The following is a 14,132-nucleotide window of genomic DNA, read 5'->3' on the forward strand; positions in this document are numbered from 1 at the left end:
TCACCGCGGCAAAGCATTCAACATCCAATTGCGTACCGGATCGAACACCTGCATTGCATCAGAGATTGCCGCACCCGCGTCTGGGCCGAAAGCCCGGTCCAGTGGCAATCCATCTTGCCAGATCGCAAGTCCTTTGCGCCGCAGTAAGTCCGCGTTGGGGTGGTCATCTTCGTAGGGGGCTGGCACGCGCTTCAACTCGGGCTCCGGCAAGCGCAAGCCAGTTTTACATGCGTTGTCAAGGACATCTGTCAGTTCGTTCCCAGCCGAACCGGCAACCGCGTCGCGCCACTGTGCCAGTTTTGATTTCTCAAAAACAAACACCCCGAAGCCGATGACAAGCCCGTCCGGGTGCAGTGCAAACATCCACGTTGCCGCGGTCATCGCGTCGGTGAACCCGATATGCACATGAGCGTTGTATGGCGTTTTGTCTTTCGAGAAGCGCAGATCCCGGTGGATGCGGAACACTTTGCTCGTAACCTTGGTGTCATAGCGCGCCGCCAACCGCGGCGCGAGGTCGTCACAGAACTGTGCGGCCGCGTCTTTTATATGCGTGACATAGTGCGCTTTGTTCGCCTCAAACCACTCTTTCGTGTTGTTGGCCTGTAGGCCCTGCAAATACGTGATGGTTTCCGTTGAAAACATCTCTCCCCCCCTCCCTTCGGTGTCGCCTGCGCCTTTCGGCACAGGCGGCTGTTCTTAGCCCCGCATCTTGTGATGCAACAGGATTGGCACAACCAGATCCTCTTCGTCAGTCAGATGTCGCGACAGAAACCCCTGAAGTACCGATGTCATATCCCGCACCGCATAAGCTTCTTCATAGGCTTGAGTTTCATCCAATTGCGTTAAAGTTACCACCCGGTTGGCTTGTCGGGTGAAACGATCCAGCAAATCATCCAGCTCAATGTGGTCAGCTTCCAGCGTGTCCAGACCTTTGTCGAAACGCGTATCTGCGGATGACAGTTCCGGAAAGAAACTGCGATCCTCCCAGTGGTGATGGCCGTGAAGGTTTTGCACCAATAGGTTTCCGTATTGCGATAAGCGTCGGGCGTGGTCGTCGGGTGCAATCTGTTTATCCAGATACCCTTCGGCGTTCGCACGGACCAGCTCGGCCAGTTGACCGAACATAATATGTGCCCCCATCCAGTTCTGAATGGACACTGCGAAATTCGGGTGGTCCGGCCACGCATCGCGTGGATAGTCCCGAAGCAGGAGGCGCATGTCCTCAGGCAAAGCCTCCTGTCTGATATTTGGTAGATGTGTCATGTCAGTACAGATAGCGTTATAACATAACACTTCAAGGGGTGCCATATCTGGACCGCCCAAGACCAGAGCTGGCATGGACGTCAGGACGGCGCGTCTTTGAAGTCGATCCCTTTGTGGCTGCCGTCACAAAAAGGTTTGTTCTTGGACGCACCGCAGCGGCACATAAAAGCCTTGCCAACTGTGGCAATCCGCTTGCCCGTGCCGGTGCAGATCTCGACGTTGCCGTCTATTTTTAATGGCCCATCTGCAACTCGGTCGACCCTGACTGCACCGCCCTGTCCGTCACCGTCGGGTGGCGTTTTCGGAGACGGTTCACCCGTTGTTGAGAATTCGGCCTCCACATGACTGTGATCGCAATATGGCTTGTTTTTCGATCGCCCGCACCGACACAAGGCCACGCGCGTCTGGGCATCACCGTCTTCGACGCACACGTCACCTGCCAGCACCAAAGGCCCGTTTTCCAAGATTGCGAGCCGGTTGATTCTCGGTGGGGCTTCTTCCGTGCCGTCGCCACGTCGAAAAGCCAACGCACCAGATGGACAGTTGCGCACCACCGCCATAACGTCCGCAGCTGTTGCTTTGTCGGGCTGAACCCATGGTCTGTTTGACGGGTCAAACACGTCGGGCAACTGCAGATAGCAGTTGCGTGAATGGATGCACCGGCCCAAGTCGAAAGTTACAGCAATATCCTGACCAGAGTATTCTTTCCGTTTCATAGCGCGCTCCTAAATCCATTTCTCTCAAGACTAGTCGACAACATATTGAACACCAAATCACCAAAGAGCGAAAAGGGCGCAGGTTTCCCCACGCCCTTTTCAGATTCAAACGATTCCGGCGGGTTGTTATCGCGCCCGGGACCGCAAAAAGCCCATAATTTCGTAAGTTTGATCAAGGATCGGCTGCGCAACTGCATCTGCCTTTTCAGCACCTGCGGCCAGCACGCGGTCAATTTCTGTCCGGTCATTCATCAAGCGCGCCATCTCGGTTGAGATCGGCCCGAGTTTTTCAACAGCCAAATCAGCCAAGGCAGGCTTGAACCGACCCCAGCCCGCGCCTGCATATTCGGCGATCACAGCCTCTGGCGTGGTTTCTGACAGGCCTGCATAGATATCAACAAGGTTGCGCGCCTCTGGTCGTCCCTTAAGACCGTCCAGCGTATCGGGCAGGGGCTCGGGATCGGTGCGCGCCTTTTTGAATTTCTTTGCTATCGTGTCTGCGTCATCGGTCATGTTGATCCGTTCCATGTCGCTGTCACCCGACTTGGACATTTTTTTCGAACCATCGCGCAGGTTCATAACCCGTGTTGCGGGACCCTCGATGATGGGTTCCGGAAGCGGGAAGAAATCTTCCGCGCCGAAATCGTGGTTGAACTTGGCTGCAATGTCGCGCGTCAGTTCAACATGTTGCTTCTGGTCCTCGCCGACGGGCACATGGGTTGCGTGATACAGCAGGATGTCAGCGGCCATCAGCGCCGGATAAGCATAGAGCCCAAGCGATACTTTCTCAGCGTTCTTGCCTGCTTTGTCCTTGAACTGAGTCATGCGGTTCATCCAGCCAACCCGGGCAACACAGTTGAAAAGCCATGCAAGCTCTGCGTGCGCAGAGACCTGACTCTGGTTAAACAAGATTGATTTTTCTGGGTCGATACCGGCGGCCAAATATCCAGCCGTCACTTCGCGCGTGGCGTCTTGTAACTCTTTTGGGTCTTGCCAGACGGTGATCGCATGCAGGTCCACGACGCAATAGATTGCCTCGAAGTCCTGCCCTTGCATGTCCACAAATCGCTTGATGGCACCAAGGTAGTTGCCCAATTGCAGCCCACCCGAAGGCTTGACGCCCGAAAAGACGCGCGGCGTGTGATTGGTCATGTTTTCACTCCGTCTGGATTTCTGATCCTTCGTCGCTTACCCATGTGGACAATGGCCGTCAAGAAAGGCCCGCACAGAAGAGGCCAAGGAGAGCCCGAAATGAGCAGTTATCGTGAAGAAACCCCCGTGAACCCGCTGCCGCCCGTCGTGATCGCGCTGGCGGTCTTCTTGGTGGGCATCGAAATCGTGTTTGCAGCAGGCAGTGCTGGACTGGTTGGCGGACCGCAAGCTGCGGGTTGGCGGATTTCGATGATCGAAGAGTGGGGCTTCCGCGAACCGCTTTTCGCATGGATGGTCGAGAATTGGCGCTTTCCGCTACCGGATCTGGCACGTTTCGTGACCTATCCGTTTTTGCACCTGAGTTTTACCCATCTGCTGTTTGTGCTCGTTTTCTTGCTGGCCCTTGGCAAAATGGTGGGCGAAGTGTTCTCACCATTCGCATTCTTGGTGGTGTTCTTTGGGGCGTCAATCGCCGGGGCGCTGGCCTATTGGGTGGTTTGGGACACGCCGGTGGTGCTGTTTGGCGGCTATCCTTCAGTTTACGGTCTGATAGGTGCCTACACGTTTCTCATGTGGACCAACCTTGCGGCGACAGGCGGGAACCAACTTTCTGCTTTTCGTATCATCGCGTTTCTGATGGGGCTTCAGCTGATTTTTGGCTTGCTGTTCGGTGCCGGGCTAACATGGGTGTCCGAGATTGCGGGCTTTGTCGCTGGTTTCGGGCTGTCATTCCTTGTCAGTCCAGGAGGCTGGTCGCGGGTTCTGACACGCTTGCGCAAACGATAAGCAGGCTTACCCGCGGCGCAGCGCGCTTTTGATTTCCGCCAGCCGGAACGCGCCAAAAAGTTGGCCAAGGACACCGTAGGTCAAGATCCCGCCAATTACGATGATGATCAAGGCGATGATTTTCAGGCCGGGCATGCCGAACATCGGGCCCAATATGATCACCATGATCCACAACACCGCGCCCATCGCCCAGCTGGCCGCCGCCAGCCGCCAGAAACGCTTCCAGAAGCGGCTGTCAAACCTTGTGTCCTCACCCATCCGCGCGGCCCCGATCCATGTCAACGCCGTTATGGTCCAACCTGCAACGGTGGTCCCGATCGCTGCCGCGACAAAGCCCATCCAATAGCTCAGGCCCACGGCAATCACGAGGTTCACGATCATGCCGACAATGGCGAAGTAAAAAGGAGTGCGGGTGTTTTCGCGAGCAAAGTACACAGATGAAAGCACTTTCAGCAGCACGAAGGAGGGCAGTCCGGCACCATATATCGCGGTCGCCAAGGCTGTGTTTGCCGTGTCATCGGCAGAGAATGCACCGCGCTGGAAAAGAGCTTCGACCAGTTGGGTCGGAATGACCATCAAGGCAACGGCCGCAGGGAAGGTCAGTGCCAGCGCCAGTTCGCCCGCGCGGCTTAAGGCTGCGCGACCGGCCAGATTTTCGCCTGACCGCAGGTTGCGTGACAGCTCCGGCAGCAACACAACACCTATCGCGATGCCGACGACCCCCAAGGGCAATTGGTAAAGACGATCAGCATAATAGAGCCACGCCACTGCCCCATCGAAGAAACTGGCGACTTGCCGTCCTACCAGAAGGTTGATTTGCGTCACACCGCCAGCAAGCGCCGCGGGTGCTGCAATGATGGCAAGCCGCTTTAGTTCGGGCGTCATGTGCGGCATGCGTGGCACAAGACGATAGCCCGCACGGCTGGCTGCCACCCAGACTAGCGCCACTTGCGCGATCCCAGCCACCGGCACAGTCCAAGCCAACGCGTTCCCGATGTCACGGCCAAGGAAATCGGCAATAAACATCGCCGAGATAAAGATTACGTTCAAAAGCACCGGCGCGGCCGCGGCTGCCATGAACCGACCTGTCGCATTCAAAACGCCCGACAAAAGGGCCGCCAGCGAGATGAAAAGGATATAGGGAAACGCAATGCGCCCATAAGTGACCGCCAGATCAAACCGGCTGTCCTCGGCAAAGCCAGATGCCATGGCATACACCAGCGCGGGCATGAGAATCTGCGCAATGATGGCGAAGATCACAAGAATGAAGGCCAGTCCGGAAAATGCGTCGCGGGCAAACTCAAGCGCGCCGTCCCCACCTTCAAGCTTTTTGGCGAACATCGGAACGAAGGCCACGTTCAATGTGCCCTCGGCGAAAAAGCGGCGGAACATGTTGGGCAGGGAAAAGGCGATCAGGAAGGCCTCGGCAACCGCAGACGAACCCAGAAAGGCCCCGATCATGATGTCGCGGACAAAGCCAAGGATACGGCTGGCCATCGTCCAGCCGCCCACGGTCATGAAGCCACGCGCCAGTCCGGAAGCCATTATGCGTTCGCCCTTTCGGCACTTTGTTCGATGGCGCGCCGCAGCTTGCTTTCAAGCTGGCTTTTCTTGTGTTCAGCCTGAATTTTCAATCCGAACATATCCTTGACATAGAATGAATCCACCACCTGCTCTCCAAACGTGGCGATAACCGCAGACGCAATGTAGATATTCGCGTTCGCCAATGTCCGCGTCAGGTCATGCAGCAGGCCGGGGCGATCGCGTGTGTCCACTTCGATGATCGTATATATCTCGGATCCGTCGTTGTCGAAGGTGATATGCGTGGGCACTTTGAAGACCCGTTCGCGTTTCTTAAGTTTGTCGCTGTTGGCATTGGCCTCGATCGCGGTCACCTCACCTTTGAGAAGGCGGTGGATCATCTTTTCGATGCGGGCCTTGCGATCCACGTCGAGCGGGTGGCCATCGGCGTCCTGTACCCAGAAACACGCCGTCGCATACCCGTCTTTCGAGGTGTAGGTCCGCGCATCCACAATATTGGCCCGCACGGCTGTTAGCGCCCCGGCAATCCGCGAGAAAATGCCGGGATGATCTGCCAGCGCGAAATACACCCGCGTCACGTCCCGCTCGTCATCAACGTACATGTCGATGCGCACTTCGTCGTCCGCGATGTCGCGCAAAAGGTTGGCGAAGACTTTGTGGGCGGTCACATGCAGGCCTTGCCAATAGCTGTCATAGTGCCGCGCGGTTTCGGCACGCAGGTCTTTCTCGGTCCAGTCGGACAGTTCCTGACGCAAGGCGCGTTTGGCTTCCGTGCCCCGATGGGCGCGGTTCAGATCTTCCATCCCGTCTTCAAGGGCGCGCTGAGTCTGGTTATACAGCGTGCGGATCAGCGTCGCTTTCCAGTTGTTCCACGTGTTGGGGCCAACGCCGCGAATATCACAAACTGTCAGCACGGTCAGAAGTTCCAGCCGACGCATGGATTTTACCGCTTTGGCAAAATCCCGCACCGTGCGCGGGTCTGCAATATCGCGTTTCTGCGCCATGTCGGACATCAGCAGATGATACCGCACTAGCCATTCTACGGTCGCGCTGTCTTTGGCGCTAAGACCCAGCCTTGGGGCGACCTTGCGCGCGATCTGCGCCCCAAGGATCGAATGATCCTGCGGCTGCCCCTTGCCAATGTCATGCAACAACATCGCGACCATCAGAACTTTGCGATTGATGCCCCGGTTCAGAATTTCGGTTGAAATCGGAAGCTCTTCGCCAAGCTCGTGCCGTTCAATTTGTGCAAAGTTCGAGATCACCTGAATCGTATGCTCATCCACCGTATAGGAGTGATACATGTTGAACTGCATCATCGCGACAATGGGCTCGAATTCGGGGATAAAGGCGGCCAATACGCCCAGTTCGTTCATCCGACGAAGCGCGCGTTCGGGGTTGCCATGCTTCAGCAACAGCCCCAGAAAAATGCGGTTGGCCACTTTGTCGTTTCGCATGTCATCGTCGATCAGGTCCAGATTGGCCGACACAAGCCGCATGGCGTCCGGGTGGATCAACATGCCGGTGCGCAACGCTTCTTCGAACAATCGAAGCAAATTCAGCTTGTCTGACAGGAACGCGTCCGCGTTGCTCACACTCAGTCGCCCGTTTTTGACGTGATAGCCTGCCTTTACCTTTTTGCGCCGTTTGAAAAGACGCATCAGGGCAGGGGCTTCTTTCAACTGTGCAGCTTCCAATGCGCTGAGCACGATCCGGGTCAGATCGCCAACCTGTGTCGCTTGCCGGAAATAGGCTTGCATAAAATGCTCGACGCCGCGCCGTCCTTCGGTGTCCTTAAAGCCCAGCCGGTCTGCGACTTCGACCTGAAGATCAAATGTCAGTTGGTCGGACGGCCTGTTTGTGGCCAGATGCAACTGACAGCGCACAGCCCAAAGGAATTCCTCGGCCTCGCGGAAGGTTTCGTATTCTTCCTCTGTGAACACACCTTTGGAGACCAGTTCTTCGGGCTCTCGGACGCGGTGTTGGTATTTGGCGACCCAGAACAAGGTTTGCAGATCGCGCAGGCCCCCTTTGCCTTCTTTCACATTGGGCTCGACCATGAACCGCTGGTCACCTTGCTTTTCGTGCCGCGCATCGCGTTCGGCCAATTTGGCTTCGATGAATTCGGCCAGAGTGTTCTTGAACAGCTTCTTCCAAAGCTGATCTGATAGCTTTTGGGCCAGTGCCGCGTCGCCGCACACATGGCGTCGTTCCAGCAACGCCGTGCGAATGGTGAAATCTTCGGTGCCAAGCCGCAAGCAATCTTCGATTGTCCGTGAGGCGTGACCAACTTTCAGGCGCAGATCCCAAAGCATATAAAGCATGCTTTCAATGACGCTTTCGGCCCAAGGCGTGATTTTGTAAGGCGTGAGGAACAGCAGATCGACATCGGATTGCGGGGCCATCTCGCCCCGGCCATAGCCGCCGACGGCCAACAAGGCGATCCGTTCGGATGCGGTTGGGTTTGCAAGCGGATGCAGTTGCTCAACCGCGACCCGATAGATGAACGAAACGATGCCATCCGTTAGAAACGAATAGGATGCTATGGCTGGGTAGGCTTCAAGTGGCCGTTCAGCCAATGCAGACGAGATGGCGTCGCGGCCTGCCTTCATGGCCGTGCGCAACTGTGTAACCGTGGCATTGCGCACGGTTGCCGCATCAGGGGCATCCTCAAAGGTTGGTGACAGATCAGCCCAGAGCGCGTCACCATCAAAGATGTTGCGCGCCGGGCAGATCAGTTCAGAGACCGGGGTGAACGCAGCCCGGTTGGGTTCAGAACCCGGCACCGCCGAAGCTTCTGGGTGCAGGGTCGATTACGACGACCTGATTGTTCCGAATTTGGGCAATCGCCAGCCCACGTTCATTGGTGCCATTGGGACGCAGCCGAAAGATGCCGTTGACGCCGGCGAACCCTTGCGACTGGGTCAACGCCGAGGTCGTCAATGCGTTTGCGCGGCCTGATTTCGCCAAAGCGCCGATCGCAGCGATCCCGTCATAGGCGAGACCGGCAATCGGGTGTGGCGCTGCGCCATAGCGCGCTTGATATCGTCCGGCAAACCGGTTGGACAGACCCGGATCAGGCAGGGCAAACCATCCCCCTTGAACACCGGGAAGGGCCAGCGCATTTGACGGAATATCCCACCGTTGCAGTCCGATAAATTGGGTCGACGCAGGGTTTACGCCGTTTTCTGGCAGCAGGCCGGCCAAGAAGGGCAGGGCCCCTGATGTGCCGGATGTGAAAAATACCGACTGCGCGCCCGAGCTTTTAACCTTCGAACTGATGGCGGGCATCGCGTTGATGATCCCGTTTTGCGACAGTTCGAAAGACGCGGTGCCGGCCAGCGTTGCGCCAGAATTCGAGATTGCCGCTTGAATGGCCTGGCTGCCCTGGATCTCGGCCTGATCGTTGCCGTGCAGGACCATAATGCGCCCTTTGCCGCTGCGCGCCGCATAGCGCACCAGGCGGTCAGCAACATTCTGGAACGTATTGCCCAGAACAAAGACGTTGCCGCCCGCGATACCAGTGTTGTTCGAGAAACTCAGAACATTGACGTTTCGTTTCGCCACGGCGACACCAGCAGCGTTGGCGCTTTGTGCGAAAACTGGCCCAAGGATGATTTTAGCGCCGTCGTTCACTGCTTTTGTCGCCATGGCCGCCGCTTGATTCGGGCTGCCGCCGGTATTGTAGACGCGCAGGTCAATCTCCACCCCGGACAGTTCGTCCATCGCCAGTCGCGCGGCGTTTTCAAGCGAGGCCGCAAGGTTCGCGTCATTCGCCGATCCCGACCCACCGGGCACCAAAAGTGCCACAGGAACAGGCTTGCCCGGGTTGATATTCTGCCCGACTTGGGGGCTTTGAACGCCACAGGCGGCTAGGGCAGAAAGACTCAGCAAAGCGATAAGAGCGCCCAGCGCCTTGCGGGTACGAGCGAAAACAGAGAACATACAAAAATCCTTTTTCAGGCGCGGCTATACACCGCCGTCTTAGACGAACGTATAATAGACTCAACAAACGACAGGTCCAGTGTGAAACCCCAGAACACCAAGCTTGACCCGGGCCTTTACCTCGTGGCGACGCCAATAGGCAATGCGCGTGACATCACGCTCAGGGCGCTTGATGTGTTGGCGTCGGCTGATGTGATCGCAGCGGAAGACACACGCACGACACGAAAACTGATGGATATTCACGGCATCGCCCTGAATGGCAGGCGACTGATTCCTTATCATGACCACTCGGGTGGCGCGGCGCGGGCTGGGATACAGAAACTGATCGTTGATGGGAAATCGGTCGCCTATGCCAGCGAAGCCGGTAGCCCGCTGATTGCCGATCCGGGGTTTGCTTTGGCAAGGGATCTGTCCGATGCGGGGCAATACGTGACGGTCTTGCCCGGGGCATCGGCGACGCTTGCAGCGCTGAGCCTGTCTGGGTTGCCGACAGATCGGTTCTTGTTTGCTGGCTTTCCGCCAGCAGCCAAAGGGGCACGATCCACGTGGCTTGCCGAATTACTACCGCTGCCCGCAACGCTCGTTTTCTTTGAAAGCGCCAAACGCATTCAGAAATTGTTAGCCGAATTGTGCTTGGTTGGAGCAGGTGACCGTCAGGTTGCGGTCTGCCGCGAACTTACGAAAAAGTTTGAGGAAGTGAAGCGGGGCACAGTCGCTGAACTGGCGCAGCAACTGGCCGACCGCCCGATCAAAGGCGAGGTCGTGTGCGTATTGGACCGCCCGGGCGAGGTGCAGAATGAAGACGTGATGGAGGATATGCTGGTGCAAGCCATGGCAGATATGTCGATGAAAGACGCCGTGAATGCAGTTTCGCAGGCGCTCGGATTGCCTCGCCGTAAGGTCTATCAGGCCGCACTCGATCTCGGGCGTCAGGGATGAGCGGGCTGACATCCTATCTGTCCGGGCAAGCCGCAGAAAACTCAATTGCTGCAGATTACGAGCGACGGGGACAAAAAATCGCAGCGCAAAGATGGCGCGGAACGTATGGCGAAATTGATTTGGTCGCACGTGACGGCGACACGATTGTGTTTGTAGAGGTAAAGAAATCCCGTGACTTTCTACGGGCCGCCGAAAGGATCACGCCCGCGCAACTAAAGCGCATTCATGCCACTGCTTGCGAGTTTCTGGAAAGCGAACCTAAAAGGCAGCTGACACCTTGTCGTTTCGACGTGGCATTGGTCGATGCCCAAGGCGAAACCCAGATCATCGAGAATGCATTGGCCTATTGAACCCCATTGCGCATTTGGGCGACCTGTCCCATGTAAGGGGAAATCAAACGGAGTGTGCCATGTCGCTAAAAGTCGCCATTCAGATGGATCCGATCGATAACATTAACATCGATGCGGACAGTTCCTTCCGGATCGCAGAAGAGGCACAGGCCCGTGGGCATTCGCTGTTTTACTACACGCCTGACCATCTGAGCTATCGTGAGGGTCGGGTGTTTGCGCGCGGTTGGCCGCTGACAGTTCGCCGGGAAAAGGGCAATCACTTCTCGTTGGGCGACCGGGTGGATGTGGATTTGGGTGACTACGATGTCGTCTGGCTGCGCCAAGACCCACCCTTTGATATGGGCTATATCACCACCACCCATATTCTGGATATGATTCACCCGGACACGCTTGTCGTGAATGATCCGTTCTGGGTGCGGAACTATCCTGAAAAACTGCTGGTGCTGGAGTTTCCGGACCTGACGCCGCCAACGATGATCGCGCGCGACTTTGACACCCTGAAGTCTTTCAAAACCAAGCATGGGGACATCATTCTGAAGCCTCTTTATGGCAACGGCGGCGCTGGTGTTTTCCGGCTGGACGTAAATGATCGAAACCTTGCCTCGTTGCACGAGCTTTTTGTGGGTATTAACCGTGAACCCTTGATCGCGCAGAAGTTTCTGCCTGATGTCTCAAACGGTGACAAACGCATCATTCTGGTGGACGGCGAACCTGTCGGCGCGATCAATCGTGTGCCGGCAGAGGGAGAAACGCGATCCAATATGCATGTTGGCGGACGGCCCGAAAAAGTAGGTTTGACCGACCGGGATCGAGAGATTTGCGCGGCGATCGGACCGCTTTTGCGTGAAAAAGGGCAAGTTTTTGTCGGCATCGATGTGATTGGCGATTATCTGACCGAGATCAACGTGACGTCGCCCACCGGCATTCAGGAGCTCGAACGCTTTGACGGTGTGAACATCGCCGAGAAAATCTGGCAAGCGATCGAGGCGTGCCGCGCGTGAGCTTGCAACTGACAGTGGCCAAGTTTTTTACACGGCTGTTTGTCAAAACCCGCCTGCGCCATCTTGACGATCCCGTCCACGCGCGGCGCGAGTTGGAGCGCGCGGCAGACTGGACGTTTCGCGCCCCACCGTTTGCCTGGTATCGCAGTGCAACATTGGCCAACAACCTTACCGCGTTGTGGATTGAAACACGCCCAGCCTCGCGACCGCCGCCAGATGATAAGGTCATTCTCTACCTGCACGGTGGCGGGTTCATCGCGGGTTCACCGCACACCCATCGCAAGATGCTGGCCCGGTTGTCATGGCTGACGGGCGTACGGATATGTGCCCCGGATTACCGCAAAGCGCCCGAACATCCGTTTCCTGCAGCCATCGAAGATTGTGTCGCAGCCTATGAGGCGCTGATCGAGCAAGGGTACAAACCCCGCAACATCATCGTCGGAGGCGACAGTGCGGGCGGGGGGCTGACGTTTTCACTGCTTGCTGACATCGACGGTCGGTTGCTTGCGCCCCACGCTGTTTTCGCGTTCTCACCGATTGTGGACTTGCGGTTCACATCAGCCTCGTTCGAAGAAAACAAAGTATGCGACCCGCTGCTGCCGTCCGAGCGGCGCGATCTGGTCACTGACAATTATCTGGGTCCGCAGCCTGCCGATGACGCCCGGGCTTCACCGATCCTGCACAAATTCACGTCTCCGCCGCCCGCTTTTTTTCAATACTCGACCACCGAAATTCTGCGCGACGAAAGCCGTCGCATGGCCGAGGTGCTGCGCGCGGCTGGGGGGCAGGTGGAAATGGATGAATGGCCGGACGCCCCTCATGTCTGGGTCATTCTGGACGGCTGGATACCAGAGGCGCGCGAGGCTTTGCAGCGGACAGCCAGCTTTATCAAACGACAGTTTCGCGATGGGACACCAACCGAAAGCTAAGCGCTTCGGCCACGTGTTTGCGGGTCACATTCGGGGCTTCGGCCAAGTCTGCAATGGTGCGGGCGACACGTAAAACTCGGTGATAACCGCGCGCGGACAGCCCAAACCGTTCAGACGCTTTAACCAGAATATCGCGCCCGTCTTGATCGGGGCTGGCAAAATTGGTCAGGATTTTCCCCTCGATATCGGCGTTTGTGGTGACATCGTCCAAGTTGGCGTAACGCTCGGCCTGGATGGCGCGGGCGTTACTGACGCGCCGGGCGACCACTTGCGAAGCTTCGCCGTTGGCAGGCAGATCCAGATCCTGAAATGTGACTGGCGGCACCTCGACCCTCATATCAAACCGGTCCAGTAGTGGTCCCGAGATGCGCTGCATATAATCTTCGCCACACAAAGGTGCGCGGTTGCAGGCGCGATTGGGGTCTGTCAGGTGGCCGCATTTGCACGGATTCGCCGCTGCGATCAGCAGGAACCGGCTGGGATAGCGTATATGCGCATTGGCTCGTGCGACGGTGACATCGCCGGTTTCAAGCGGTTGTCGCAAAGTTTCTAACACCTGTCGGCTGAATTCGGGGAACTCATCCATGAACAAGACGCCATTATGGGCAAGGCTGATCTCGCCGGGTTTTGCGCCTCGCCCGCCGCCGACAATGGCTGCCATGGACGCAGTGTGATGCGGCGCCCGAAAAGGCCTTGTTTGTGAAATGCCGCCACCTTCCAGAAGGCCGGAAACAGATTGGATCATCGACGCCTCAAGCGCTTCGGCCGGCGACATTGAGGGAAGGATACCGGGCAATCGGGCCGCTAGCATAGACTTGCCTGACCCCGGAGGACCAACCAGTAGCAAATGGTGTCGACCTGCGGCCGCGATCTCTAACGCGCGTTTCGCGCGCTCTTGCCCTTTCACGTCACTAAGGTCTTTGGCGTTGGTGTCGTCGGTGACGCTGCCAGGTTCTGCGACCGGCAACGGTGCCTGCCCTGAAAAATGTTGCAAAACGGCGGCCAGCGATGAAGCGGCGTGGACTTTGGTGGCCCCAATCCACGCCGCTTCGGCCCCACAGTCCTTGGGGCAAAACATCGTCATGTCCTGTTCCGCCGCGGCCAATGCAGCAGGCAAAGCGCCGACGACAGGCAAAAGGGTTCCGTCCAGTGCCAGTTCACCCAAGGCAACGACGTCGGCAATGTCTTCTTTGGCTATGATGCCCGCTTCGGCCAACAGGGCCATCGCAATGGGCAGGTCGAAATGGGACCCCTCTTTCGGGATATCGGCGGGCGACAGATTGATAACGATTTTTCTGGGGGGTAGGGCAACTGACATGGCCGACAATGCCGCGCGCACCCGTTCACGCGCTTCGGACACAGCCTTGTCTGGAAGGCCAACGATGGCAAAACTGGGCAGGCCGGGCGACAAGGCGCATTGCACTTCGACCAACCGGGCGCGGATACCTTCAAATGCAACCGTGTTTATCCGTGCAACCATAATCGACCCCAATTTCTGCTGTTCGGAGC

Annotated in this window: 13 protein-coding genes; 5 read left to right on the top strand and 8 right to left on the bottom strand. The window is 57.2% G+C overall.

Annotated features, from left to right (window positions below; all coding sequences use genetic code 11):
• The 4 genes from K3556_RS03225 to trpS all read right to left on the bottom strand — a co-directional run bounded on the left by K3556_RS03225 (position 1) and on the right by trpS (position 3,131).
• Positions 1–642: a TIGR02453 family protein gene (locus K3556_RS03225; protein ID WP_260518292.1), complete on the bottom strand. Its 642-nt coding sequence runs from the start codon at positions 640–642 to the stop codon at positions 1–3.
• 54 nt (positions 643–696) lie between these two features.
• The gene (locus K3556_RS03230) at positions 697–1,263 is read right to left on the bottom strand and encodes a hemerythrin domain-containing protein (RefSeq protein WP_260518293.1); all 567 of its coding nucleotides are present in this window, start codon (positions 1,261–1,263) and stop codon (positions 697–699) included.
• 80 nt (positions 1,264–1,343) lie between these two features.
• Complete coding sequence (locus tag K3556_RS03235; RefSeq protein ID WP_260518294.1) at positions 1,344–1,979, bottom strand: CDGSH iron-sulfur domain-containing protein; 636 nt, start codon at positions 1,977–1,979, stop codon at positions 1,344–1,346.
• 126 nt (positions 1,980–2,105) lie between these two features.
• Positions 2,106–3,131, bottom strand: coding sequence for a tryptophan--tRNA ligase (trpS, locus tag K3556_RS03240; RefSeq protein ID WP_260518295.1), 1,026 nt, complete (start codon positions 3,129–3,131; stop codon positions 2,106–2,108).
• Between the two features lie 99 nt (positions 3,132–3,230).
• Between trpS and K3556_RS03245 the strand changes: the two genes are divergently transcribed.
• On the top strand, positions 3,231–3,917 hold the full coding sequence (locus K3556_RS03245) for a rhomboid family intramembrane serine protease (RefSeq protein WP_260518296.1): 687 nt from the start codon (positions 3,231–3,233) through the stop codon (positions 3,915–3,917).
• Positions 3,918–3,923: 6 nt separating this feature from the next.
• On the opposite strand, the gene murJ is transcribed toward K3556_RS03245, so the two are convergent.
• The 3 genes from murJ to K3556_RS03260 are packed head-to-tail and all read right to left on the bottom strand — an operon-like array spanning position 3,924 to position 9,404.
• Positions 3,924–5,462 (bottom strand): murein biosynthesis integral membrane protein MurJ, encoded by a 1,539-nt coding sequence (gene murJ / locus K3556_RS03250; protein WP_260518297.1) that lies wholly within the window; start codon positions 5,460–5,462, stop codon positions 3,924–3,926.
• A complete protein-coding gene (locus K3556_RS03255; RefSeq protein WP_260518298.1) occupies positions 5,462–8,245 on the bottom strand; it encodes a [protein-PII] uridylyltransferase in 2,784 nt (927 codons plus the stop codon). Before K3556_RS03255 ends, murJ begins: the two co-directional genes overlap by 1 nt.
• Positions 8,232–9,404, bottom strand: coding sequence for a penicillin-binding protein activator (locus K3556_RS03260; protein ID WP_260518299.1), 1,173 nt, complete (start codon positions 9,402–9,404; stop codon positions 8,232–8,234). Before K3556_RS03260 ends, K3556_RS03255 begins: the two co-directional genes overlap by 14 nt.
• 81 nt (positions 9,405–9,485) lie before the next feature.
• Between K3556_RS03260 and rsmI the strand changes: the two genes are divergently transcribed.
• The 4 genes from rsmI to K3556_RS03280 are packed head-to-tail and all read left to right on the top strand — an operon-like array spanning position 9,486 to position 12,623.
• A complete protein-coding gene (gene rsmI, locus K3556_RS03265) occupies positions 9,486–10,343 on the top strand; it encodes a 16S rRNA (cytidine(1402)-2'-O)-methyltransferase (protein ID WP_260518300.1) in 858 nt (285 codons plus the stop codon).
• On the top strand, positions 10,340–10,693 hold the full coding sequence (locus K3556_RS03270) for a YraN family protein (RefSeq protein ID WP_260518301.1): 354 nt from the start codon (positions 10,340–10,342) through the stop codon (positions 10,691–10,693). The genes rsmI and K3556_RS03270 overlap by 4 nt, the downstream gene beginning before the upstream one ends.
• 59 nt (positions 10,694–10,752) lie before the next feature.
• The gene (gene gshB, locus K3556_RS03275) at positions 10,753–11,694 is read left to right on the top strand and encodes a glutathione synthase (protein WP_260518302.1); all 942 of its coding nucleotides are present in this window, start codon (positions 10,753–10,755) and stop codon (positions 11,692–11,694) included.
• Positions 11,691–12,623: an alpha/beta hydrolase gene (locus K3556_RS03280; RefSeq protein ID WP_260518303.1), complete on the top strand. Its 933-nt coding sequence runs from the start codon at positions 11,691–11,693 to the stop codon at positions 12,621–12,623. Before gshB ends, K3556_RS03280 begins: the two co-directional genes overlap by 4 nt.
• Here the strand turns inward: K3556_RS03280 and K3556_RS03285 are convergent.
• Positions 12,583–14,103 carry a YifB family Mg chelatase-like AAA ATPase gene (locus tag K3556_RS03285; protein ID WP_260518304.1) on the bottom strand — a complete coding sequence of 507 codons (1,521 nt, stop codon included), beginning with the start codon at positions 14,101–14,103 and terminating at the stop codon, positions 12,583–12,585. The genes K3556_RS03280 and K3556_RS03285 overlap by 41 nt on opposite strands.
• Between the last annotated feature and the right edge of the window lie 29 nt (positions 14,104–14,132).

This window comes from Aliiroseovarius sp. M344 (assembly GCF_025140835.1).
Taxonomy (GTDB): Bacteria; Pseudomonadota; Alphaproteobacteria; order Rhodobacterales; family Rhodobacteraceae; genus Aliiroseovarius.

What these genes read in the sequence shown, in the direction of transcription:
- K3556_RS03225 (WP_260518292.1), bottom strand. Translation starts at nt 642, where the DNA reads ATGTTTTCAACGGAAACCATCACGTATTTGCAGGGCCTACAGGCCAAC.
- K3556_RS03230 (WP_260518293.1), bottom strand. Translation starts at nt 1,263, where the DNA reads ATGACACATCTACCAAATATCAGACAGGAGGCTTTGCCTGAGGACATG.
- K3556_RS03235 (WP_260518294.1), bottom strand. Translation starts at nt 1,979, where the DNA reads ATGAAACGGAAAGAATACTCTGGTCAGGATATTGCTGTAACTTTCGAC.
- trpS (WP_260518295.1), bottom strand. Translation starts at nt 3,131, where the DNA reads ATGACCAATCACACGCCGCGCGTCTTTTCGGGCGTCAAGCCTTCGGGT.
- K3556_RS03245 (WP_260518296.1), top strand. Translation starts at nt 3,231, where the DNA reads ATGAGCAGTTATCGTGAAGAAACCCCCGTGAACCCGCTGCCGCCCGTC.
- murJ (WP_260518297.1), bottom strand. Translation starts at nt 5,462, where the DNA reads ATGGCTTCCGGACTGGCGCGTGGCTTCATGACCGTGGGCGGCTGGACG.
- K3556_RS03260 (WP_260518299.1), bottom strand. Translation starts at nt 9,404, where the DNA reads ATGTTCTCTGTTTTCGCTCGTACCCGCAAGGCGCTGGGCGCTCTTATC.
- K3556_RS03270 (WP_260518301.1), top strand. Translation starts at nt 10,340, where the DNA reads ATGAGCGGGCTGACATCCTATCTGTCCGGGCAAGCCGCAGAAAACTCA.
- gshB (WP_260518302.1), top strand. Translation starts at nt 10,753, where the DNA reads ATGTCGCTAAAAGTCGCCATTCAGATGGATCCGATCGATAACATTAAC.
- K3556_RS03285 (WP_260518304.1), bottom strand. Translation starts at nt 14,103, where the DNA reads ATGGTTGCACGGATAAACACGGTTGCATTTGAAGGTATCCGCGCCCGG.